Source organism: Klebsiella sp. GFKo11 (assembly GCF_056490265.1).
Window position 1 is genome coordinate 672,195 of the sequence record NZ_CM151369.1, and the last position, 21,545, is coordinate 693,739.

A 21,545-nucleotide genomic window follows, 5' to 3' on the forward strand; every position below is an offset into this window, starting at 1 on the left:
AACCTCTCTCTGATTCAGGGATTTTGTGATGAAACTCGTAGCCCAGGGTTCGACCCTCAATCTCTCTCATCCACATGTGATGGGGATTCTCAACGTTACACCGGACTCGTTCTCTGACGGCGGAACCCACAATACGTTGGTGGAAGCGGTTAAGCATGCCAATCTGATGATCAATGCAGGGGCAACTATCATTGATATCGGCGGAGAATCGACACGTCCGGGGGCTGCGGATGTTAGCGTTGAGGAGGAGCTGGCACGAGTGATTCCGGCGGTGGAAGCGATTGCTCAGCGCTTTGAGGTGTGGATTTCCGTTGATACCTCGAAGCCGGAGGTCATTCGCGAGTCAGCGCGGGTCGGCGCGCATATCATCAATGATATTCGTTCGCTTACGGAGCCAGGTGCGCTGGAAGCGGCAGCCGAAACCGGGTTGCCAGTATGTCTCATGCACATGCAGGGACAGCCGAAAACAATGCAGGAAGCGCCAAAGTATGCCGATGTCTTTGCTGATGTTGAGCGCTTTTTTGTCGAACATATTGTGCGTTGCGAGCAGGCTGGTATCTCAAAAGAGAAATTGCTGCTCGACCCGGGATTCGGTTTCGGTAAAAATCTTTCTCATAATTATGAGCTGCTTGCCCGGCTTGGGGAATTCCATCATTTCGGTCTCCCGCTACTGGTAGGTATGTCGCGTAAGTCAATGGTAGGTCAGTTACTTAATGTTGGGCCGACAGAGCGCCTGAATGGTAGCCTGGCTTGCGCAGTCATTGCAGCAATGCAGGGCGCGCAGATTATCCGCGTCCATGATGTCAAAGAAACGGTAGAAGCGCTGCGCGTGGTGGAAGCTACCCTGGCCGCTAAGGAAAATAAACGTTATGAGTAACCGTAAATATTTTGGGACTGATGGTATTCGTGGCCGCGTAGGCGACGCGCCGATTACGCCGGAATTTGTATTGAAGCTAGGCTGGGCGGCAGGAAAAGTGCTGGCACGCCATGGATCGCGTAAAATTATTATAGGTAAAGATACTCGTATTTCTGGCTATATGCTGGAGTCTGCGCTGGAGGCCGGTTTGGCTGCCGCGGGGCTATCTGCTTCCTTTACCGGGCCGATGCCAACTCCGGCAATCGCCTATCTGACGCGTACGTTCCGTGCCGAAGCCGGGATTGTGATTTCCGCCTCGCATAATCCGTTCTATGACAATGGTATTAAATTTTTCTCCATCGAGGGCACTAAGTTACCGGATGAAGTTGAAGAAGCCATTGAAGCCGAGATGGAGAAGGAGCTCACCTGCGTAGATTCTGCAGAACTGGGTAAAGCCAGCCGTATTGTTGATGCCGCAGGTCGCTATATTGAATTTTGTAAGGGAACCTTCCCGAACGAGCTGAGCCTGAATGCTCTGAAAGTTGTGGTCGATTGTGCTCATGGGGCAACTTACCATATTGCCCCAAGCGTTTTCCGTGAGCTGGGTGCTCAGGTTATTACAATGGGCTGTGAGCCTGATGGCCTCAATATCAATGAAGAAGTTGGGGCGACAGATGTTCGTGCTCTACAGGCCCGCGTATTGGCAGAAAAAGCTGACTTGGGTATTGCTTATGATGGTGATGGCGACCGCGTCATTATGGTTGACCATGAAGGCAACAAAGTTGATGGTGACCAGATTCTCTACATCATTGCCCGTGAAGGGTTACGTCAGGGGCAGCTACGAGGCGGTGCCGTTGGGACACTCATGAGCAACATGGGTCTGGAGCTGGCGCTCAAACAGCTAGGTATTCCTTTTGTTCGTGCAAAAGTAGGGGACCGCTATGTACTGGAGAAACTTCAGGAGAAAGGCTGGCGTATCGGTGCGGAGAACTCTGGTCACGTGATTCTGTTGGATAAGACCACGACGGGGGATGGTATCGTCGCCAGCCTGCAGGTTGTTGCGGCAATGGCGCGTAACCACATGAGCCTGCATGACTTATGCAGTGGTATGAAAATGTTCCCGCAAATTCTGGTCAATGTCCGCTTTACTGAAGGCAGCGGCAATCCACTGGAACATGAACATGTGAAAGCGGTAACGGCAGAAGTGGAAACCGCGCTGGGTAACCGGGGGCGTGTGTTACTGCGTAAATCAGGAACTGAGCCGCTGATTCGTGTGATGGTAGAAGGTGAACATCAAGAGCAGGTACATGAGTTTGCTCATCGTATCGCTGATGCAGTTAAGAGCGTTTGATATATCTGGCTAAGTGATTAAAAAGGCGGCGCTTGTCGCCTTATAATCGACAAATAAACGTTTTTTGCTGTTTTTTTCCGCACTTGATACAATGCGCTGAAATTGCCCTTGCGAAGGTCATTCGCTTTGGTTAGTATTCACACCCGCTTCAGTGGGAAACATCAAAACGTCCCGCTTTATTGGTCGAAGCACTTGGTATGCGGCGAATCCGCAAGGAACAGGTTGATTATGTACGAAGCTCTTTTAGTTGTTTTCCTTATTGTGGCGATTGGCCTGGTTGGTCTGATTATGCTGCAGCAAGGTAAAGGCGCTGATATGGGAGCCTCCTTCGGAGCAGGCGCTTCCGGCACGTTGTTTGGTTCTAGTGGTTCAGGCAACTTCATGACCCGCATGACAGGCATTCTTGCTGCGCTGTTCTTCATCATCAGTCTGGCGCTGGGTAACATCAACAGCAACAAGACCAATAAAGGAAGTGAGTGGGATAATTTGAGTGCTCCAAAAACTGAGCAAACTCAGCCGACAGCTCCGGCCCAGCCGAGCAGTGATATCCCGCACTAATAAATAGTATCCGTACCGAGGTGGTGGAATTGGTAGACACGCTACCTTGAGGTGGTAGTGCCCTAACGGGCTTGTGGGTTCGAGTCCCATCCTCGGTACCAATATTTCGAAGAAAAGACGCTGAAAAGCGTCTTTTTTTCGCCTGAAAAAGAGTAATGGATGCATGCCAGGTCATACTCTCCGCTCAATTATCATTAGCCGTATGTTTAGATTTCGTGCATAAAAAAGGCCGCAGGTGCGGCCTTCTGTACTTTATCAGTTTGATTACTTGCTCTTGTTTTCCAGATTTTCCACCTGCGGTAAACCAGTGGCGGAAGATGCGGTCAGCAAACCAGACTGCGCATAACCAAACAGCTTCTCACGGGTATCGGTAATATCCAGATTACGCATCGTCAACTGACCGATACGGTCTTCGGCAGAGAACATCGAATCACCTTTTTCCATGGTCAGTCGCTCTGCTTTGTAGGTCAGGTTGTCAGAGACGGTGTTAAGGATGGAATAGTCGTTACCGCGACGTAGCTCAAGAGTAACTTCGCCAGTAATTTGGCTTGCTACCCAGCGCTGCAACGCATCACGCAGCATCAATGCCTGGGAATCGAACCAGCGACCTTGATACAACAGACGGCCCAACTGGCGACCGTGTGCGTGATATTGCTCAATAGTATCTTCGTTATGGATACCGGTCAGCAGACGCTCGTACGCAATATGCAGCAGCGCCATTCCGGGTGCTTCATAAATTCCGCGGCTCTTCGCTTCGATAATACGGTTTTCAATCTGGTCGCTCATACCCAAACCGTGACGACCGCCGATACGGTTAGCTTCCATCACCAGCTCAACGTCATCACTGAAGGTCTGTCCGTTCAGCGCCACTGGATGACCCTGTTCAAAACGAATGATGACTTCTTCTGCTGGGATCTTCACGCTCTCATCCCAGAACTTAACACCCATGATTGGATTAACAATTTTGACGCTGGAGTTCAGAAACTCAAGGTCCTTGGCTTCGTGCGTCGCGCCCAGCATATTGGAGTCAGTGGAGTAGGCTTTTTCAACGGACATTTTGTAATCGAAGCCACAGGAAATCATAAACTCGGACATTTCCAGGCGGCCGCCTAACTCATCGATAAAGTCGCTATCCAGCCATGGTTTGTAAATTTGCAGCTCGGCGTTGGTTAGCAGGCCATAACGATAGAAGCGTTCGATATCGTTGCCTTTATAGGTGCTACCGTCGCCCCAGATGTTTACTCCATCTTCTTTCATCGCGGCAACCAGCATGGTACCAGTGACTGCGCGACCCAAAGGCGTCGTGTTAAAGTAGGTCAATCCACCGGTGGTGTTATGAAATGCACCACACTGAATGGCGGCGATACCTTCAGCGACCAGTTGCTTACGGCAGTCGATCAGACGAGCGCCTTCTGCACCATATTCTTTAGCACGACGAGGAATGGCATCATAATCGTCTTCGTCTGGCTGGCCGAGGTTGGCGGTATATGCATAAGGGACTGCGCCTTTTTTGCGCATCCAAAGCAGTGCGGCACTGGTATCCAGTCCACCAGAGAAAGCGATACCAATACGTTGACCAACCGGGAGATGCTTGAGAATCGTCGTCATAAAATAAAACCCTGCTAGATAGACTGTGGTGAGTTCGACTCAACAATCTTAATTGCATGTTTATGCATTAATTGTGAGTTTTCATTTAATCATCTTTTGCTGGAGACAGGAAGGGGCTGATTGTCTTTTTACTAAAAAACCCCTGAAATACCAGTACAAACGAAAACCGGGTAATGTGAAATTCATGTTGACAAAATATATGATGTATCAATACAATTCACCACGATTTTATGTCCCGTCCTCGGTACCAAATCCCAGCAGTATTTGCGTCTTTTACTCAAAGCGAGTAAAATATGCCACGTTTCAGGCGCGGGGTGGAGCAGCCTGGTAGCTCGTCGGGCTCATAACCCGAAGGTCGTCGGTTCAAATCCGGCCCCCGCAACCACTTTCCCATTAAGTACTTTTTCAAATATACTGTGAGGACCGGGTCCTTCGTAGCCGAATTTGAAAGAATTCTTCTGGAAAGTGTTCCAGATCGCAGTTGCGATCTCAGGGTTCAGTTATCTAAAGCCCCGATTTATCGGGGTTTTTTGTTATCTGACTTCAGAATAACTGGGCTATACGCCCTTTTTTTATGTCTTGGGGGTGGGTTTGTCCACATTAGAGCAAAAATTAACAGAGATGCTCACTGCGCCAGTTGAAGCGCTTGGCTTTGAGCTGGTTGGCATCGAATTTATTCGCAGTCGCACATCCACACTGCGCATCTATATTGATAGTGAAAATGGCATCAATGTTGATGATTGTGCTGATGTGAGCCACCAGGTCAGTGCTGTCATGGATGTCGAAGACCCGATCACCGTCGCTTATAACCTGGAGGTTTCTTCCCCAGGTCTTGAGCGTCCAATGTTTACCGCCGAACACTATGAGCGTTTCTCCGGTGAAGAGGTTTTGCTGGTTCTGCGCATGGCGGTACAAAACCGACGCAAATGGCAGGGCATTATCAAAGCGGTAGACGGTGAGATGATCACGGTAACCGTCGAAGGCAAAGATGAAGTGTTCGCGCTGAGTAACATCCAGAAGGCGAACCTGGTTCCCCACTTTTAACAGTCTGGATTGAGGTGAAAGGCCCCGATGAACAAAGAAATTTTGGCTGTTGTTGAAGCCGTTTCCAACGAAAAGGCGCTGCCACGTGAGAAGATTTTCGAAGCGTTGGAAAGTGCGCTAGCAACGGCTACCAAGAAAAAATACGAGCAAGAGATCGATGTTCGCGTAGAAATCGACCGTAAAAGCGGTGATTTCGATACCTACCGTCGCTGGTTGGTCGTCGAAGAAGTGACAATGCCGACTCGTGAGATCACGCTGGAAGCTGCACGTTACGAAGACGAAAGCATGAATCCTGGCGACTACGTCGAAGATCAGATCGAATCCGTCACTTTTGACCGTATCACTACACAGACAGCGAAGCAGGTTATCGTACAAAAAGTGCGTGAAGCCGAGCGTGCAATGGTCGTCGATCAGTTCCGTGAGCACGAAGGTGAAATTATCACCGGCGTAGTAAAAAAGGTGAATCGCGACAATATTACGCTGGATCTGGGCAGTAATGCTGAAGCTGTGATCCTGCGTGAAGATATGCTGCCGCGTGAAAACTTCCGTCCAGGCGATCGTATCCGTGGTGTACTGTATGCAGTACGCCCAGAAGCACGCGGCGCTCAGCTGTTTGTCACCCGTTCTAAACCAGAAATGCTGATCGAATTGTTCCGCATTGAGGTTCCAGAAATTGGTGAAGAAGTTCTCGAAATTAAAGCCGCCGCTCGCGACCCTGGCTCTCGTGCTAAAATCGCAGTGAAAACCAACGACAAGCGTATTGACCCGGTCGGTGCTTGTGTAGGTATGCGCGGTGCGCGCGTTCAGGCAGTTTCAACTGAGCTGGGTGGTGAACGTATCGATATCGTTCTTTGGGACGATAATCCGGCGCAGTTCGTGATTAATGCGATGGCACCGGCTGACGTTGCGTCTATCGTGGTGGATGAAGACAAACACACCATGGATATCGCAGTAGAAGCAGGCAATCTGGCGCAAGCGATTGGTCGTAATGGTCAAAACGTGCGTCTTGCTTCGCAACTGAGTGGTTGGGAACTCAACGTTATGACCGTTGACGACCTACAGGCTAAGCATCAGGCTGAAGCCCATGCAGCAATTGATACCTTCACTAAATATCTTGATATTGATGAAGATTTCGCCACACTGCTGGTTGAAGAAGGTTTCGCCACTCTGGAAGAACTGGCCTACGTGCCAATGAAAGAACTGCTAGAAATTGACGGTCTGGATGAATCCACCGTTGAAGCACTTCGTGAGCGTGCGAAAAATGCGCTGACCACGCTGGCGCTGGCTAAGGAAGAAAGCCTGGGAGACAGCAAACCTGCAGATGATTTATTGAATCTGGAAGGTTTGGATCGTTCTCTGGCATTTACCCTGGCTGCCCGTGGTGTTTGTACGCTGGAAGATCTCGCCGAGCAGGGCATTGATGATCTGGCTGATATCGAAGGCTTAACTGACGAAAAAGCCGGAGAGCTCATCATGGCCGCACGTAATATTTGTTGGTTCGGCGACGAAGCGTAATAAACTGTAGCAGGAAGGAACAGCATGACAGATGTGACCATTAAAGCGCTGGCCTCAGAAATTCAGACCTCTGTGGATCGCCTGATACAGCAATTTGCTGATGCAGGGATCCGCAAATCGGTTGATGATTCTGTGACCGCGCAAGAGAAGCAAACCTTGTTGACGCACCTGAACCGTGAACACGGCTCGGCGCCCGACAAGCTGACGCTGCAGCGCAAAACGCGCAGCACGTTAAATATTCCAGGTACCGGTGGAAAGAGTAAATCGGTACAAATCGAAGTCCGCAAGAAACGCACCTTTGTGAAACGCGATCCGCAAGAGGCTGAACGCCTTGCCGCGGAAGAGCAGGCGCAGCGTGAAGCGGAAGAGCAAGCCCGTCGTGAGGCAGAAGAATCGGCCAAACGCGAGGCGCAATTAAAAGCTGAACGTGAGGCCGCAGAACAAGCTAAACGTGAACTCGCTGAGAAAGCGAAACGTGAAGCCGCGGAAAAAGACAAAGTGAGCAATCAACAAACCGACGATATGACCAAAACCGCCCAGGCTGAGAAGTCCCGCCGCGAGAACGAAGCTGCGGAGCTGAAGCGCAAATCGGAAGAAGAAGCACGCCGCAAACTTGAAGAAGAAGCGCGCCGTGTAGCGGAAGAAGCACGCCGTATGGCTCAAGAAAATGAAAAGAACTGGACTGAAACTCCAGAAACCCCTGAAGAAACTACCGACTATCACGTAACGACTTCTCAGCATGCGCGTCAGGCTGAAGATGATAACGATCGTGAAGTAGAAGGTGGTCGTGGTCGTACCCGTAGTACTAAGGCTGCGCGTCCGGCGAAGAAAGGTAATAAACACGCTGAGTCTAAAGCCGATCGTGAAGAAGCCCGTGCTGCTGTTCGCGGTGGCAAAGGCGGCAAGCATCGTAAAGGTTCTGCTCTGCAACAAGGTTTCCAGAAGCCAGCTCAGGCAGTTAACCGTGATGTTGTGATTGGCGAAACCATCACCGTTGGCGATCTGGCGAACAAAATGGCAGTCAAAGGCTCTCAGGTCATCAAAGCAATGATGAAATTGGGCGCAATGGCTACCATCAACCAGGTCATCGACCAGGAAACCGCACAGCTGGTTGCCGAAGAGATGGGCCACAAAGTGACCCTGCGTCGTGAGAATGAGCTGGAAGAAGCGGTAATGAGCGACCGTGATACTGGCGCTGCGGCTGAACCGCGGGCACCGGTTGTGACCATCATGGGTCACGTCGACCACGGTAAAACTTCTCTGCTCGACTATATTCGTTCAACTAAAGTCGCATCCGGCGAAGCGGGTGGTATTACCCAGCATATCGGTGCTTATCACGTTGAAACTGATAACGGTATGATCACCTTCCTGGATACCCCGGGTCACGCCGCATTTACTTCCATGCGTGCTCGTGGTGCGCAGGCGACAGATATTGTTGTTCTGGTTGTTGCTGCCGATGATGGCGTTATGCCGCAGACTATTGAAGCTATCCAGCACGCGAAAGCGGCGCAGGTTCCTTTAGTCGTTGCGGTAAACAAAATCGACAAACCAGAAGCCGATATGGATCGCGTTAAGAACGAACTGTCCCAGTACGGTGTTATGCCGGAAGAGTGGGGCGGCGAAGCGCAGTTCATCCCTGTATCTGCAAAAGCGGGTACCGGCATTGACGATTTGCTGAATGCTATCCTGCTGCAGGCTGAAGTTCTGGAACTGAAAGCGGTTCGCAATGGTATGGCGAGCGGTGCGGTTATCGAATCCTTCCTTGATAAAGGTCGTGGCCCGGTTGCTACCGTTCTGGTTCGTGAAGGCACGCTGCATAAGGGCGATATCGTTCTGTGTGGCTTCGAGTATGGTCGCGTTCGTGCAATGCGTAACGAACTGGGTCAGGAAGTACTGGAAGCGGGTCCGTCCATTCCGGTTGAAATCCTCGGTCTGTCCGGTGTTCCGGCTGCCGGCGATGAAGTGACCGTTGTTCGTGACGAGAAAAAAGCGCGTGAAGTTGCGTTGTATCGTCAGGGTAAATTCCGCGAAGTTAAGCTGGCGCGTCAGCAGAAGTCTAAACTCGAGAACATGTTTGCTAACATGACCGAAGGCGAAGTTCACGAAGTGAACGTCGTACTGAAAGCGGACGTTCAGGGTTCTGTGGAAGCGATCTCCGATTCTTTACTGAAACTGTCTACCGACGAAGTGAAAGTGAAGATTATCGGTTCCGGCGTAGGTGGTATCACCGAAACCGACGCAACCCTGGCGGCTGCATCCAACGCTATTCTGGTTGGCTTTAACGTACGTGCCGATGCATCTGCTCGTAAAGTTATCGACGCGGAAAGTCTGGATCTGCGCTACTACTCCGTCATCTATCATCTGATCGACGAAGTGAAAGCGGCAATGAGCGGCATGCTGTCTCCGGAACTGAAACAGCAGATTATTGGTCTTGCTGAAGTGCGTGATGTGTTCAAATCACCGAAATTCGGTGCCATCGCGGGCTGTATGGTTACCGAAGGGACGATTAAACGTCATAACCCAATCCGCGTACTGCGTGACAACGTGGTTATCTATGAAGGCGAGCTGGAATCCCTGCGTCGCTTCAAAGATGACGTTAACGAAGTCCGTAACGGCATGGAATGTGGTATCGGTGTTAAGAACTACAACGATGTTCGCGTTGGCGATATGATCGAAGTGTTCGAAATTATCGAGATTCAACGTACCATCGATTAATCGTTTAGTAGGCCGGGGAAGCGCAGCGCCACCCGGTTATACAAAATTAAAGGGGGCCGCGTGGCCCCCTTATTTGTCTGGAGAATTTATTATGGCGAAAGAATTTGGTCGCCCGCAGCGCGTAGCTCAGGAGATGCAAAAAGAGATTGCTATCATCCTGCAGCGCGAAATTAAAGACCCGCGCCTGGGCATGATGACGACCGTTTCCGGCGTGGAAATGTCTCGCGATCTGGCCTATGCCAAAGTGTTTGTTACCTTTCTGAACGACCAGGATGAAGCCGCTGTAAAAGCGGGTATCAAAGCGTTGCAGGAAGCATCCGGTTTTATCCGCTCGCTGCTGGGGAAAGCAATGCGCCTGCGTATCGTTCCTGAGCTGACGTTCTTCTACGACAACTCATTAGTCGAAGGGATGCGCATGTCGAATCTGGTAACCAGCGTGGTGAAGCATGATGATGAACGTCGTGTGAACCCGGACGACAGCAAGGAGGACTAATGAGTCGTCCTCGTCGTCGCGGTCGTGATGTGCACGGCGTATTGTTGCTGGATAAACCGCAAGGTGCGTCCAGTAACGACGTGCTACAGAAAGTAAAACGTATTTATAACGCCAACCGGGCCGGGCACACTGGCGCACTGGATCCGCTTGCGACCGGTATGCTGCCGATTTGCCTTGGGGAAGCGACCAAGTTTTCCCAGTATCTGCTGGATTCTGATAAGCGCTACCGTGTGATTGCTAAGCTTGGTCAGCGTACTGATACTTCTGATGCTGATGGGCAGGTCGTGGAAGAACGTGCGATGACCTTTAGCGCGGAACAGCTTGCTGCGACACTCGACAGTTTCCGTGGGGAAACCCAGCAGGTGCCGTCGATGTATTCGGCGCTGAAATACCAGGGGAAAAAACTGTACGAATATGCCCGTCAGGGGATTGAAGTACCGCGTGAATCACGACCAATTACAGTCTATGAGCTACTGTTCATCCGTCATGAAGGTGATGAACTTGAACTGGAAATTCACTGTTCTAAAGGTACCTACATTCGCACAATTATCGATGATCTAGGTGAGAAACTCGGTTGCGGTGCGCATGTGATTTTCCTGCGTCGTCTAGCGGTCAGTAAATACCCGGTTGAGCGGATGGTGACACTGGAGCAGCTGCAGGCTCTGGTTGAGCAGGCTAATACGCAAGATATTCCAGCAGCGCAGCTTTTGGACCCGTTACTGATGCCAATGGACAGTCCCGCTTCGGATTATCCGCTGGTTAATATTCCGGAAACTTCGGCAGTATACTTTAAAAACGGTAACCCCGTTCGTACCTCGGGCGCGGGGCTGCACGGATTAGTTCGCGTAACCGAAGGTGAAGAAGAAAAGTTTCTTGGCATGGGTGAGATTGACGACGAAGGCCGTGTGGCTCCCCGTCGGCTGGTGGTTGAATACCCTGCCTGAGTGCTTTTCTTGCGATAAAAGGCTGCTGCGAGTAGAATATCGCCGCTTAATGCCCGCCAAAGTGTTTTAACATTTTCGGGTGTTATATCAGGGGTTGCTGAATTAGAGATCGGCACCCTTTCTTTCTTTTAATTTTGGAGTTTGAAAATGTCTCTAAGCGTTGAAGCTAAAGCAAAAATCGTTTCTGAGTTTGGTCGTGGCGAAAACGACAGCGGTTCTACTGAAGTTCAGGTTGCCCTGCTGACTGCACAGATCAACCACCTGCAAGGTCACTTTGCAGAGCACAAAAAAGATCACCACAGCCGTCGTGGTCTGCTGCGTATGGTTTCTCAGCGTCGTAAACTGCTCGACTACCTGAAACGTAAAGATGTTGCACGTTACTCTTCGCTGATCGAGCGTCTGGGTCTGCGTCGCTAATTCTGCGAGTTTCAGAAAAGGGGCCTCACGGCCCCTTTTTTCGACCGGGCGGCAGCAATTCACTGGAAACTCATGTATTGTTGCTATTAATGATCTTCGTGCAGAGGTTCGCGCGGCTAATGAGAGGCTTCATCCGCAGGGGCGGGTAAAGGTTGTCATTAGTCGCGAGGATGCAGGGGATCGGGTCATTAGATATCGTATCGTGGATACGATGTCATCGATATATAAAAAGGATAGAACTTTGCTTAATCCGATCGTTCGTAAATTCCAGTACGGCCAACATACCGTAACGCTGGAAACTGGCATGATGGCGCGTCAGGCAACTGCCGCCGTAATGGTAAGCATGGATGACACTGCGGTATTTGTTACCGTTGTTGGTCAGAAAAAAGCTAAACCAGGCCAGGACTTCTTTCCGCTGACCGTTAACTATCAGGAGCGTACCTACGCTGCTGGTCGTATTCCGGGTAGCTTCTTCCGTCGTGAAGGCCGTCCGAGTGAAGGCGAAACACTGATCGCGCGTCTGATTGACCGCCCGGTTCGTCCGCTGTTCCCGGAAGGCTTCGTTAACGAAGTCCAGGTTATTGCAACTGTCGTTTCCGTTAACCCGCAGGTTAATCCGGATATCGTGGCAATGATTGGTGCATCCGCTGCCCTGTCCCTGTCCGGCATTCCGTTCAACGGCCCTATCGGCGCTGCACGTGTTGGTTATCTCAATGACCAGTACGTACTGAACCCGACTCAGGACGAGCTGAAGGAAAGCAAGCTGAACCTGGTTGTTGCCGGTACAGAAGGCGCTGTGCTGATGGTTGAATCCGAAGCAGAACTGCTGAGTGAAGACCAGATGCTGGGTGCTGTTGTGTTTGGTCACGATCAGCAGCAGGTTGTTATCCAGGCGATCAACGACCTGGTAAAAGAAGCCGGTAAACCACGTTGGGATTGGCAGCCTGAAGCCGTAAACGAAGCGCTGAATGCGCGCGTTGCTGCGCTGGCTGAAGCACGCCTGAGCGATGCTTACCGCATCACTGACAAACAAGAGCGTTATGCTCAGGTTGACGTGATCAAATCTGAAACTATCGCTACTCTGGTTGCGGAAGATGAAACCCTGGACGCTAACGAACTGGGTGAAATCCTGCACGCTATCGAGAAAAACGTTGTTCGTAGCCGCGTACTGGCAGGCGAGCCGCGTATCGATGGTCGCGAAAAAGACATGATCCGCGGTCTGGACGTTCGTACTGGCGTACTGCCACGTACTCACGGTTCTGCACTGTTCACCCGTGGCGAAACTCAGGCGCTGGTTACCGCGACCCTGGGCACCACCCGTGATGCACAGAACCTCGACGAGCTGATGGGCGAGCGCACTGACAACTTCCTGTTCCACTACAACTTTCCTCCGTACTGCGTAGGCGAGACTGGCATGGTTGGTTCTCCGAAGCGTCGTGAAATCGGTCATGGTCGTCTGGCGAAACGCGGCGTGCTGGCAGTGATGCCGGATCTGGACAAATTCCCGTACACCGTACGTGTTGTGTCTGAAATCACCGAATCCAATGGTTCTTCTTCCATGGCTTCCGTGTGTGGTGCTTCTCTGGCGCTGATGGACGCAGGTGTGCCGATTAAAGCCGCCGTTGCGGGTATCGCAATGGGTCTGGTGAAAGAAGGCGAGAACTTTGTTGTTCTGTCTGACATCCTTGGCGATGAAGATCACCTGGGCGATATGGACTTCAAAGTGGCGGGTACCCGCGATGGTATCTCTGCGCTGCAGATGGATATCAAAATTGAAGGTATCACCAAAGAGATCATGCAGGTTGCTCTGAACCAGGCTAAAGGTGCGCGTCTGCACATCCTGGGCGTGATGGAACAGGCGATCAACGCGCCGCGCGGCGACATCTCTCAGTTCGCTCCGCGTATCCATACCATTAAGATCAGCCCGGACAAGATCAAAGACGTTATCGGTAAAGGCGGTTCTGTTATTCGTGCTCTGACCGAAGAAACCGGCACTACTATCGAAATCGAAGATGACGGTACTGTGAAGATCGCAGCGACCGACGGTGAGAAAGCGAAGTATGCTATCCGTCGTATCGAAGAGATCACTGCTGAGATCGAAGTTGGCCGTATCTACAATGGTAAAGTGACTCGTATCGTTGACTTTGGCGCGTTTGTTGCCATTGGCGGCGGTAAAGAGGGTCTGGTTCATATTTCTCAAATCGCCGATAAGCGCGTTGAGAAAGTGACTGACTACCTGCAGATGGGTCAGGAAGTACCGGTTAAAGTTCTGGAAGTTGACCGCCAGGGCCGTGTCCGTCTGAGCATTAAAGAAGCAACTGAACAAACTCAGCCTGCGAACGCGCCGGAAGCTCCGGCCGCTGAACAGGGCGAGTAAGGTTGCCGTTTGCCCTCCGCATTGCGGAGGGCGTATTACGGGCAGGACGCCTTGTTTGCAGCCGGGGAACTGGACGTTCATCCAATCGTTGTCTTCGGGAGTGGGAAATGAAGCCTTTTTTGCGCTGGTGTTTCGTGGCGACAGCTCTCACGCTGGCAGGATGCAGCAATTCTGCTTGGCGTAAGGACGCAGTCCTCGCGGTGCCATTGCAACCGACTTTGCAGCAAGAAGTGATTCTGGCGCGCATGGAACAAATTCTTGCCAGTCGGGCTTTAACCGATGACGAACGCGCACAGCTTTTATATGAGCGCGGAGTGTTGTATGATAGTCTCGGTCTGAGGGCATTAGCGCGAAATGATTTTTCACAAGCGCTGGCAATCCGACCAGATATGCCTGAAGTATTCAATTACTTAGGCATTTATTTAACGCAGGCAGGCAATTTTGACGCTGCCTATGAAGCGTTTGATTCTGTACTTGAGCTTGATCCAACTTACAACTACGCGCACTTAAATCGCGGCATCGCTCTGTATTACGGTGGTCGTGCTAAGTTAGCGCAAGATGATCTGCTGGCGTTTTATCAAGACGATCCCAATGATCCTTTCCGAAGCCTGTGGCTTTATCTCGCTGAGCGTAAGCTCGATGAGAAGCAGGCGCTTGAAACGCTGAGACAGCGCTTAGACAAGTCGGACAAAGAACAATGGGGATGGAACATTGTCGGGTTCTACCTTGGCGACATTAGCGAAAAAGAGCTAATGGACCGTCTGAAGGCAGACGCAACGGATAACACCTCGCTCGCTGAGCATCTCAGTGAAACCAACTTCTATTTAGGTAAGTACTACCTAAGTCTGGGGGACAAGGACAGCGCTACGGCACTGTTCAAACTGGCGGTCGCAAACAACGTTCATAACTACGTTGAGCACCGATACGCATTGTTGGAATTATCGCTCTTGGGCCAGGAGCAAGATGACCTGGCAGAATCGGACCAGCAATAGCTGACGAACACATCAGCCCAATTTTTTTATTGCCATCACCTTAACGGGTGAGGGCGTTGTTGTTCGTTAATACACCTACTTTGAGCCGGTTCACACTTTTCAATGAAAATTACCGTAAATTTTCACGATGAGTTATGTAGACTGGCCGCCATTAATTTTGAGGCACACGTACTACATGGCTGAATTCGAAACCACTTTTGCAGATCTGGGCCTGAAGGCTCCCATCCTTGAAGCGCTTAACGATCTGGGTTACGAAAAACCATCTCCGATCCAGGCTGAGTGCATTCCGCATCTTCTGGGCGGCCGTGACGTTCTGGGTATGGCCCAGACGGGTAGCGGTAAAACCGCAGCGTTTTCTTTACCGCTGCTGAACAACCTTGATCCTGAGCTGAAAGCGCCACAGATTCTGGTGCTGGCACCGACCCGCGAACTGGCGGTACAGGTAGCCGAAGCAATGACGGATTTTTCTAAACATATGCGCGGCGTAAACGTGGTTGCCCTATACGGCGGCCAGCGTTATGACGTGCAGCTACGCGCACTGCGTCAGGGGCCACAAATCGTTGTCGGTACCCCGGGTCGTCTGCTGGATCACCTGAAACGCGGTACGCTGGATCTCTCTAAACTGAGCGGTCTGGTACTGGATGAAGCTGACGAAATGCTGCGCATGGGCTTTATCGAAGACGTAGAAACTATTATGGCGCAGATCCCGGAAGGTCATCAGACCGCTCTGTTCTCCGCCACCATGCCGGAAGCGATTCGTCGTATTACCCGCCGCTTTATGAAAGAGCCGCAGGAAGTTCGCATCCAGTCCAGCGTCACTACTCGCCCGGACATCAGCCAGAGCTACTGGACTGCTTACGGTATGCGTAAAAACGAAGCGCTGGTGCGTTTCCTGGAAGCGGAAGATTTTGATGCGGCGATTATTTTCGTGCGTACCAAAAACGCGACCCTGGAAGTGGCCGAAGCGCTGGAGCGTAGCGGTTATAACAGCGCAGCGCTGAACGGTGACATGAACCAGTCCCTGCGCGAGCAGACTCTGGAACGTCTGAAAGATGGCCGTCTGGATATTCTGATTGCAACCGACGTGGCAGCACGTGGTCTGGACGTTGAGCGTATCAGCCTGGTTGTTAACTACGATATCCCTATGGATTCAGAATCTTACGTTCACCGTATTGGTCGTACCGGCCGTGCGGGTCGTGCGGGTCGCGCTCTGCTGTTCGTTGAGAACCGCGAGCGTCGTCTGCTGCGTAACATTGAACGCACTATGAAGCTGACTATTCCAGAAGTAGAGCTGCCGAACGCAGAACTGCTGGGCAAACGTCGTCTGGAAAAATTCGCCGCGAAAGTTCAGCAGCAGCTGGAAAGCAGCGATTTGGATCAGTACCGCGCGCTGCTGGCAAATATTCAGCCGTCAGCTGAAGGCGAAGAGCTGGATGTTGAAACTCTGGCCGCAGCATTGCTGAAAATGGCTCAGGGTGAGCGTCCGCTGATCCTGCCGCCGGATGCGCCGATGCGTCCTAAGCGCGAGTTCCGCGATCGTGACGATCGTTTCGAACGTCGCGGCGACCGCAATGACCGTGGTCCGCGTGGCGATCGTCCTGAGCGTAGTGGCGAAGATCGTCCGAAGCGTGAGCGTCGTGAAGTTGGCGATATGGAACTGTACCGCATTGAAGTTGGCCGCGATGATGGTGTTGAAGTTCGTCATATCGTTGGTGCTATTGCCAATGAAGGCGACATCAGCAGCCGTTATATCGGTAACATCAAGCTGTTCGGTACCCACTCGACTATCGAGCTGCCGAAAGGTATGCCGGGCGAAGTATTACAGCACTTTACTCGTACTCGCATCCTGAACAAGCCGATGAACATGCAGCTGCTGGGTGATGCTCAGCCGCGTCCAGACCGTGGCGGTGAACGCCGTGGTGGTGGTGAGCGTCGTGAAGGTGGCCGTAGCTTCGGTGGCGGCGGTGAACGTCGTGAAGGCCGTGGTTTCAGCGGCGAGCGTCGTGAAGGTGGTCGTGGTGATGGTCGTCGTTTCAGCGGCGAGCGTCGTGACGGTGGTAACCGTGCGCCGCGCCGCGATGATGCTGGTGCTGCTCCGCGTCGTGATGACTCCGCAGGCCGTCGTCGTTTCGGTGGCGATGCGTAATTAGCGTTATCCGCTAACGTAAAGTAAATGATACAGCCCCGATCTTTATGATTGGGGCTTTTTTTATTTCTTTTGTACTCGTGTACTGGTACAGTGCGTCACATTAATAATGAGATAAAGTATTTTCGACTGGAGATTTCGGCAAATGGCGACACTTACCACTACGGCAACCCGACCGTCCTTGTTTGGCGGCGTGGTGATTATCGGCGGGACAATTATTGGCGCGGGTATGTTCTCGCTGCCGGTGGTCATGTCCGGTGCGTGGTTTTTCTGGTCGCTGGCAGCACTGGTTTTTACCTGGTTTTGCATGCTGCATTCCGGGTTGATGATCCTTGAAGCGAACCTGAATTATCGGATTGGTTCCAGCTTCGATACCATCACGAAAGATCTGCTTGGTAAGGGTTGGAACCTGATTAATGGCGTGTCGATAGCCTTTGTTCTTTATATTCTGACCTACGCCTATATCTCTGCCAGCGGCTCGATCCTGCATCATACTTTTGCGGAAATGTCGTTGAACGTTCCGGCTCGAGCCGCAGGCTTTGGTTTTGCGCTGCTGGTTGCGTTTATCGTCTGGTTGAGTACTAAAGCGGTGAGTCGAATGACGGCCATTGTGCTGGGTGCGAAGGTCATCACCTTCTTTCTGACCTTCGGTAGCCTGCTGGGACACGTTCAGCCGACAACATTGTTTAACGTCGCCGAACAAAATGCGTCGTATATGCCGTACTTGCTGATGACGCTGCCTTTCTGCCTGGCATCTTTTGGCTATCACGGCAACGTGCCGAGCCTGATGAAGTATTACGGCAAGGATCCACGCACTATCGTTAAGTGCCTGGTTTACGGTACGCTGCTGGCGCTGGGTCTGTATGTGGTTTGGCTGTTGGTGACAATGGGTAATATCCCGCGTCCAGAGTTTGTTGGCATTGCACAGAAGGGCGGTAATATTGATGTGCTGGTTCAGGCACTGAGTGGCGTACTGAACAGTCGTAGTCTGGATTTGCTGCTGGTCGTGTTCTCAAACTTTGCCGTTGCCAGCTCATTTCTCGGCGTGACCCTCGGCCTGTTCGACTATCTGGCAGATCTGTTCGGTTTCGACGATTCCGCGCTGGGTCGTTTTAAAACCGCGATTCTGACCTTTGTTCCGCCGATGATTGGTGGCCTGCTGTGGCCGAATGGTTTCCTGTATGCCATCGGATATGCGGGTCTGGCAGCCACAATCTGGGCGGCAATTGTACCGGCGCTGTTAGCTCGCGCATCGCGTAAACGTTTTGGTAGCCCGTTGTTTCGCGTTTGGGGTGGAAAGCCGATGATTGCGCTGGTTTTACTGTTCGGTCTGGGTAACGTCATCGTGCATTTCCTGTCGAGTTTTAATGTATTACCGACTTATCAATAATTGAATTTATAGCCGAGCCAGATTTAACGATCTGGCTCAAAAAATATTCTCTTAATTTCTCTTACTATAAATATTGTCTTGAATAAGGGAATATTTATATGCTGAATAATGATATTACTCTGCGGAAACTCGAGATCTTCCTTAGCTATATGGAATCGATGAATATATCGAAAACAGCAGAGCTGATGAACATTTCATCCGTTAGCGTCCATCGTGCTCTTCATTCACTGGAGGATAATTTACGCTGCCCTTTGTTTACCCATAATGGTCGGAATCTTCATCCTTTGCCTGGTGCATGGGTTATGCAAAAACAGGCTCGGGAAGTGATTAATTCAATGGAGCGATGTATTTATCTTACTCGCGAAGCCTCTGGATATCACACTCAGGTTCTACGATTGGGATTACTATATTCACTTGTATTAAAGACTGCGCCACAAATTGTCCAGGGGCTAAAAAAACGCTCTCCGGATCTTACGATTGAATTCATCATGAACTCTAATAAGAAATTACTAGAAGCCCTTAACGAAGGGAAGATTGATGCAGTCCTGATTTCGACGCCCGATGATTACAACGTTCAGCTATTCGAAACATGGACAATATTCGCTGATTCAATTTTCCTTGCGGTACCGGTTACGGATGCTGACAGTTTATCTACGCCTGTTGATTTACGGCATCTGCAAAATAAAAAATTTATTGCCTTAAGCGAAGGTTTTGCCACCTGGCGAGGTTTTCAGGAAGCGTTTCAGATTGCCGGATTTACCCCTGATATTACCGTTCGGGTTCATGATGTATTTTCATTGATGAGTATGGTTAATGCCGGAGTGGGTTATACCTTGATCCCCGGGCGAATGAGCGGATTGTTCAGAAGCGGAATTCGCCTGCTGCCGTTGCAGGAACCCTATCGGATGGAGCAGGAAATCTCGCTGGTCTTCCCTCGTAGCCAGGAAAATCACCCTGGCTTGCTGTCTTTGTTAGCAGAGTGCCGCATGTATGCAAGGCAGCTTATGATGGAGAAAAACGACACAGAGAAAACCCCATGAGCTCCTGGCTTAGCCGTTGATATACCACCGTTTCGCCATAAATAGAGACGGCAAGCCATCGCAGATTACTCACCAAGGCGATTTTGATTCTGATACGATCGCCATTAATGTTGTTGGATAAGGCGTGGCTAAGCGCCTGATGGCTGGCCTGGCATAGTGTAAAGATGGCGGTCTCCTGCCGGGTAATAATCTGGTGCTTAAAGGCGCAGCCAATGACGCAGCGCTGTAGCTTAGCTTTTATCTCATCTGATGCTCCCGCCATAAAAGCAAAACCGACCTTATGTTCAGGCTTATCGGTCGTCAGTTTCTGGCGAAAATTCTCTTCATCTTCTTGCGTGCAAAGTGAGGCCAGAAGCGCAATTTGTCCAGGCTTCATACGCTGGAATGAATACATAGATATCCCTTGTGCCTGCCGCGATGGCAGCAGGCGTGTGTTATTAAAAGAAGGGGGTTAAAGAGAGATAGAGAGCTGATGGCGCCAGCAGACATCCGAGCCCGGTATAAAACGTCGCCGTCATCGCGCCATAGGGAACCAGTTTGGGGTCGGTCGCGGCCAGACCTGCGGCAACGCCGCTGGTGGAACCCATTAATCCGCCGTAAACAATGGCGGCGGCTGGTGAATTTAAACCTGCGGCTTTCGCTACCAGCGGCGTTAAGATCATGACGGCAATGGATTTAATGACACCAGCGGCGATGCTAAGTGCAATAACATCAGAGCTCGCGCCGAGCGCTGCGCCAGTCACTGGGCCAACGATAAAGGTCACGGCTCCGGCACCGATGGTCGCCATACTGATCGCATCCGTATAGCCAAAAGCCCATGCGACAATTGCGCCAAGGTAAAAAGAGAGCACGGTTGAGATAACCAATGCCAGCGCGCCTGCAATCCCGGCTTTTTTCAGCTCTTCAAGCTTTACGCCGAAGGCGGTAGAGATGATGGCGAAATCGCGGAACATGCCGCCACCCATCAGTGCAATACCGCTGAAGAGGCTGATGTCGGCAATGCCCTTTTTACCGCCGGTCAGTTCCCCGCCAAGCCACGCCAACAGTAGCCCGGCGACGATCGCGATAGCCGAACTATGAATCTTGCCGCGAAGCAGGTGCGTAGAGATCCAGCTTGCGGCCCAGCACACAATCCCCACCACGACAAAGGCGGTAATCAAGCCGTTGCTGGTGAAGTTACCGGTAAGAATCTTTGTAATCTGCTCCATTATTTGCATTCCTCACTAACGGCGGAACTTCCCTGAACGCCACGACCGCCGATTTTGCTTAACGGTTTAATCAGCAGGAAGCCAATGAAAACGGCACCCAGGCCTGCAATGAGCGCAACCGGACCGCCTTTGAGCGCGGCAATAACGTTCTGGTTTGCGGACATGGCGACAACTATCGGGATATACATTGCATTCCAGAAACCGACTCCTTGTTCAGCCGGTTTAGATAGTAATCCTTTTTCCGCCAGCTTCTGCGAAGCGACTACCAGAAATAACATGGCAAAGCCAATACCGCCGATATTGGCCGAAATACCCAGCAGCAGGCCCAGAAGATCGCCGATGATTAATCCGGCGAACATGCACAATCCCATTAACATCAATCCGTAAATAATCATGATGTTTCTCTTTGTCTATCCATACTAAAAGCGAATAACACAAAGCGGTTTGATGATACCCGCATTGGGGAAATGATAAGAAAATAAACCAGCGGCTTTTAGCATAGCGATTTTTATTTGCAGACATTCATAAGAACACAATTTTTCTCAGTCACTATGATCTATCATATCAGCAAGCGAAGCGCTTACTGATATGACATTAACATAGAAATAATCTCACAATAGAATGTCGCATTGTTTTTTAATTAAATGCGTACTAACTCACTTTACTCTGCAACGATTTCAAATAATACCATGCCTGAGTTGATGCGGTCTCCCGCATTAACCGCGAGCGTTTTTAATATTCCGCTCTCTGGTGAAGCAACAGGCATCTTCATTTTCATCGCTTCCAGCACAATAACCACCTGGCCTTTTTCGATTTTATCCCCTGCTGCCGCTTTCACTTCATCAACCACGCCCGGGACTTTTGATTTAACTTCTGACATATTAATTTCCT

Annotated in this window: 20 protein-coding genes and 2 tRNA genes; 17 read left to right on the forward strand and 5 right to left on the reverse strand. The window is 50.9% G+C overall.

The genetic code is table 11. The features are described 5' to 3' along the window. Positions 1-28: 28 nt before the first annotated feature. From folP to AC07P6_RS03240, 4 genes are all read left to right on the forward strand, one after another. On the forward strand, positions 29-877 hold the full coding sequence (gene folP / locus AC07P6_RS03225; RefSeq protein WP_478315630.1) for a dihydropteroate synthase: 849 nt from the start codon (positions 29-31) through the stop codon (positions 875-877). Beyond that, the gene (glmM, locus tag AC07P6_RS03230; RefSeq protein ID WP_110272865.1) at positions 870-2,207 is read left to right on the forward strand and encodes a phosphoglucosamine mutase; all 1,338 of its coding nucleotides are present in this window, start codon (positions 870-872) and stop codon (positions 2,205-2,207) included. Before folP ends, glmM begins: the two co-directional genes overlap by 8 nt. A gap of 228 nt (positions 2,208-2,435) precedes the next feature. Then, positions 2,436-2,765, forward strand: coding sequence for a preprotein translocase subunit SecG (gene secG / locus AC07P6_RS03235; protein ID WP_004106103.1), 330 nt, complete (start codon positions 2,436-2,438; stop codon positions 2,763-2,765). Positions 2,766-2,779: 14 nt separating this feature from the next. Continuing rightward, positions 2,780-2,866 (forward strand) — tRNA-Leu (locus AC07P6_RS03240). Positions 2,867-3,029: 163 nt separating this feature from the next. On the opposite strand, the gene argG is transcribed toward AC07P6_RS03240, so the two are convergent. Continuing rightward, a complete protein-coding gene (gene argG, locus AC07P6_RS03245) occupies positions 3,030-4,373 on the reverse strand; it encodes an argininosuccinate synthase (protein ID WP_478315631.1) in 1,344 nt (447 codons plus the stop codon). Positions 4,374-4,681: 308 nt separating this feature from the next. Between argG and AC07P6_RS03250 the strand changes: the two genes are divergently transcribed. The 13 genes from AC07P6_RS03250 (at position 4,682) to AC07P6_RS03310 (ending at position 19,446) form a co-directional block, all read left to right on the forward strand. Next, positions 4,682-4,758, forward strand: a tRNA-Met gene (locus AC07P6_RS03250). A gap of 206 nt (positions 4,759-4,964) precedes the next feature. After that, the gene (gene rimP / locus AC07P6_RS03255) at positions 4,965-5,417 is read left to right on the forward strand and encodes a ribosome maturation factor RimP (RefSeq protein WP_478315632.1); all 453 of its coding nucleotides are present in this window, start codon (positions 4,965-4,967) and stop codon (positions 5,415-5,417) included. 27 nt (positions 5,418-5,444) lie between these two features. Continuing rightward, positions 5,445-6,932: a transcription termination factor NusA gene (gene nusA, locus AC07P6_RS03260; RefSeq protein ID WP_110272868.1), complete on the forward strand. Its 1,488-nt coding sequence runs from the start codon at positions 5,445-5,447 to the stop codon at positions 6,930-6,932. Between the two features lie 24 nt (positions 6,933-6,956). Further along, positions 6,957-9,647, forward strand: coding sequence for a translation initiation factor IF-2 (gene infB / locus AC07P6_RS03265; protein ID WP_112213568.1), 2,691 nt, complete (start codon positions 6,957-6,959; stop codon positions 9,645-9,647). A gap of 91 nt (positions 9,648-9,738) precedes the next feature. Next, positions 9,739-10,140 carry a 30S ribosome-binding factor RbfA gene (gene rbfA, locus AC07P6_RS03270; protein ID WP_110272870.1) on the forward strand — a complete coding sequence of 134 codons (402 nt, stop codon included), beginning with the start codon at positions 9,739-9,741 and terminating at the stop codon, positions 10,138-10,140. Beyond that, complete coding sequence (gene truB, locus AC07P6_RS03275; protein ID WP_181484730.1) at positions 10,140-11,084, forward strand: tRNA pseudouridine(55) synthase TruB; 945 nt, start codon at positions 10,140-10,142, stop codon at positions 11,082-11,084. The genes rbfA and truB overlap by 1 nt, the downstream gene beginning before the upstream one ends. A 147-nt stretch (positions 11,085-11,231) precedes the next feature. Further along, positions 11,232-11,501, forward strand: a complete 270-nt coding sequence (rpsO, locus tag AC07P6_RS03280) for a 30S ribosomal protein S15 (RefSeq protein ID WP_004106090.1) — start codon at positions 11,232-11,234, stop codon at positions 11,499-11,501. A 241-nt stretch (positions 11,502-11,742) separates the two neighbouring features. Beyond that, positions 11,743-13,878, forward strand: coding sequence for a polyribonucleotide nucleotidyltransferase (gene pnp, locus AC07P6_RS03285; RefSeq protein WP_112213570.1), 2,136 nt, complete (start codon positions 11,743-11,745; stop codon positions 13,876-13,878). 107 nt (positions 13,879-13,985) lie between these two features. Continuing rightward, positions 13,986-14,870 (forward strand): lipoprotein NlpI, encoded by an 885-nt coding sequence (gene nlpI, locus AC07P6_RS03290; RefSeq protein WP_478315633.1) that lies wholly within the window; start codon positions 13,986-13,988, stop codon positions 14,868-14,870. Positions 14,871-14,972: 102 nt separating this feature from the next. Then, positions 14,973-15,053 carry a protein YrbN gene (yrbN, locus tag AC07P6_RS03295; protein ID WP_085903200.1) on the forward strand — a complete coding sequence of 27 codons (81 nt, stop codon included), beginning with the start codon at positions 14,973-14,975 and terminating at the stop codon, positions 15,051-15,053. Further along, positions 15,046-17,016 carry a DEAD/DEAH family ATP-dependent RNA helicase gene (locus AC07P6_RS03300; protein WP_304253744.1) on the forward strand — a complete coding sequence of 657 codons (1,971 nt, stop codon included), beginning with the start codon at positions 15,046-15,048 and terminating at the stop codon, positions 17,014-17,016. The genes yrbN and AC07P6_RS03300 overlap by 8 nt, the downstream gene beginning before the upstream one ends. A gap of 145 nt (positions 17,017-17,161) precedes the next feature. Then, positions 17,162-18,406, forward strand: coding sequence for a tryptophan permease (gene mtr / locus AC07P6_RS03305; protein WP_181484733.1), 1,245 nt, complete (start codon positions 17,162-17,164; stop codon positions 18,404-18,406). Between the two features lie 98 nt (positions 18,407-18,504). Then, the gene (locus AC07P6_RS03310; RefSeq protein WP_478315634.1) at positions 18,505-19,446 is read left to right on the forward strand and encodes a LysR family transcriptional regulator; all 942 of its coding nucleotides are present in this window, start codon (positions 18,505-18,507) and stop codon (positions 19,444-19,446) included. On the opposite strand, the gene AC07P6_RS03315 is transcribed toward AC07P6_RS03310, so the two are convergent. The 4 genes from AC07P6_RS03315 to AC07P6_RS03330 all read right to left on the reverse strand — a co-directional run bounded on the left by AC07P6_RS03315 (position 19,409) and on the right by AC07P6_RS03330 (position 21,534). Then, positions 19,409-19,840, reverse strand: coding sequence for a HutP family protein (locus tag AC07P6_RS03315; RefSeq protein WP_478315635.1), 432 nt, complete (start codon positions 19,838-19,840; stop codon positions 19,409-19,411). The genes AC07P6_RS03310 and AC07P6_RS03315 overlap by 38 nt on opposite strands. Positions 19,841-19,883: 43 nt before the next feature. After that, a complete protein-coding gene (gene madM, locus AC07P6_RS03320; protein ID WP_478315636.1) occupies positions 19,884-20,654 on the reverse strand; it encodes a malonate transporter subunit MadM in 771 nt (256 codons plus the stop codon). Continuing rightward, positions 20,654-21,049: a malonate transporter subunit MadL gene (gene madL, locus AC07P6_RS03325; protein ID WP_478315637.1), complete on the reverse strand. Its 396-nt coding sequence runs from the start codon at positions 21,047-21,049 to the stop codon at positions 20,654-20,656. The genes madM and madL overlap by 1 nt, the downstream gene beginning before the upstream one ends. Before the next feature lie 266 nt (positions 21,050-21,315). After that, on the reverse strand, positions 21,316-21,534 hold the full coding sequence (locus AC07P6_RS03330) for an acyl-CoA carboxylase biotin carboxyl carrier protein subunit (RefSeq protein WP_478315639.1): 219 nt from the start codon (positions 21,532-21,534) through the stop codon (positions 21,316-21,318). Positions 21,535-21,545 lie beyond the last annotated feature (11 nt).

Coding starts and splice junctions, on each gene's coding strand:
- mtr (WP_181484733.1), top strand. CDS start 17,162: ATGGCGACACTTACCACTACGGCAACCCGACCGTCCTTGTTTGGCGGC.
- secG (WP_004106103.1), top strand. CDS start 2,436: ATGTACGAAGCTCTTTTAGTTGTTTTCCTTATTGTGGCGATTGGCCTG.
- rbfA (WP_110272870.1), top strand. CDS start 9,739: ATGGCGAAAGAATTTGGTCGCCCGCAGCGCGTAGCTCAGGAGATGCAA.
- truB (WP_181484730.1), top strand. CDS start 10,140: ATGAGTCGTCCTCGTCGTCGCGGTCGTGATGTGCACGGCGTATTGTTG.
- infB (WP_112213568.1), top strand. CDS start 6,957: ATGACAGATGTGACCATTAAAGCGCTGGCCTCAGAAATTCAGACCTCT.
- glmM (WP_110272865.1), top strand. CDS start 870: ATGAGTAACCGTAAATATTTTGGGACTGATGGTATTCGTGGCCGCGTA.
- AC07P6_RS03330 (WP_478315639.1), bottom strand. CDS start 21,534: ATGTCAGAAGTTAAATCAAAAGTCCCGGGCGTGGTTGATGAAGTGAAA.
- AC07P6_RS03315 (WP_478315635.1), bottom strand. CDS start 19,840: ATGTATTCATTCCAGCGTATGAAGCCTGGACAAATTGCGCTTCTGGCC.
- madL (WP_478315637.1), bottom strand. CDS start 21,049: ATGATTATTTACGGATTGATGTTAATGGGATTGTGCATGTTCGCCGGA.
- AC07P6_RS03310 (WP_478315634.1), top strand. CDS start 18,505: ATGCTGAATAATGATATTACTCTGCGGAAACTCGAGATCTTCCTTAGC.
- madM (WP_478315636.1), bottom strand. CDS start 20,654: ATGGAGCAGATTACAAAGATTCTTACCGGTAACTTCACCAGCAACGGC.
- nlpI (WP_478315633.1), top strand. CDS start 13,986: ATGAAGCCTTTTTTGCGCTGGTGTTTCGTGGCGACAGCTCTCACGCTG.
- yrbN (WP_085903200.1), top strand. CDS start 14,973: ATGAAAATTACCGTAAATTTTCACGATGAGTTATGTAGACTGGCCGCC.
- rpsO (WP_004106090.1), top strand. CDS start 11,232: ATGTCTCTAAGCGTTGAAGCTAAAGCAAAAATCGTTTCTGAGTTTGGT.
- nusA (WP_110272868.1), top strand. CDS start 5,445: ATGAACAAAGAAATTTTGGCTGTTGTTGAAGCCGTTTCCAACGAAAAG.
- argG (WP_478315631.1), bottom strand. CDS start 4,373: ATGACGACGATTCTCAAGCATCTCCCGGTTGGTCAACGTATTGGTATC.
- AC07P6_RS03300 (WP_304253744.1), top strand. CDS start 15,046: ATGGCTGAATTCGAAACCACTTTTGCAGATCTGGGCCTGAAGGCTCCC.
- folP (WP_478315630.1), top strand. CDS start 29: ATGAAACTCGTAGCCCAGGGTTCGACCCTCAATCTCTCTCATCCACAT.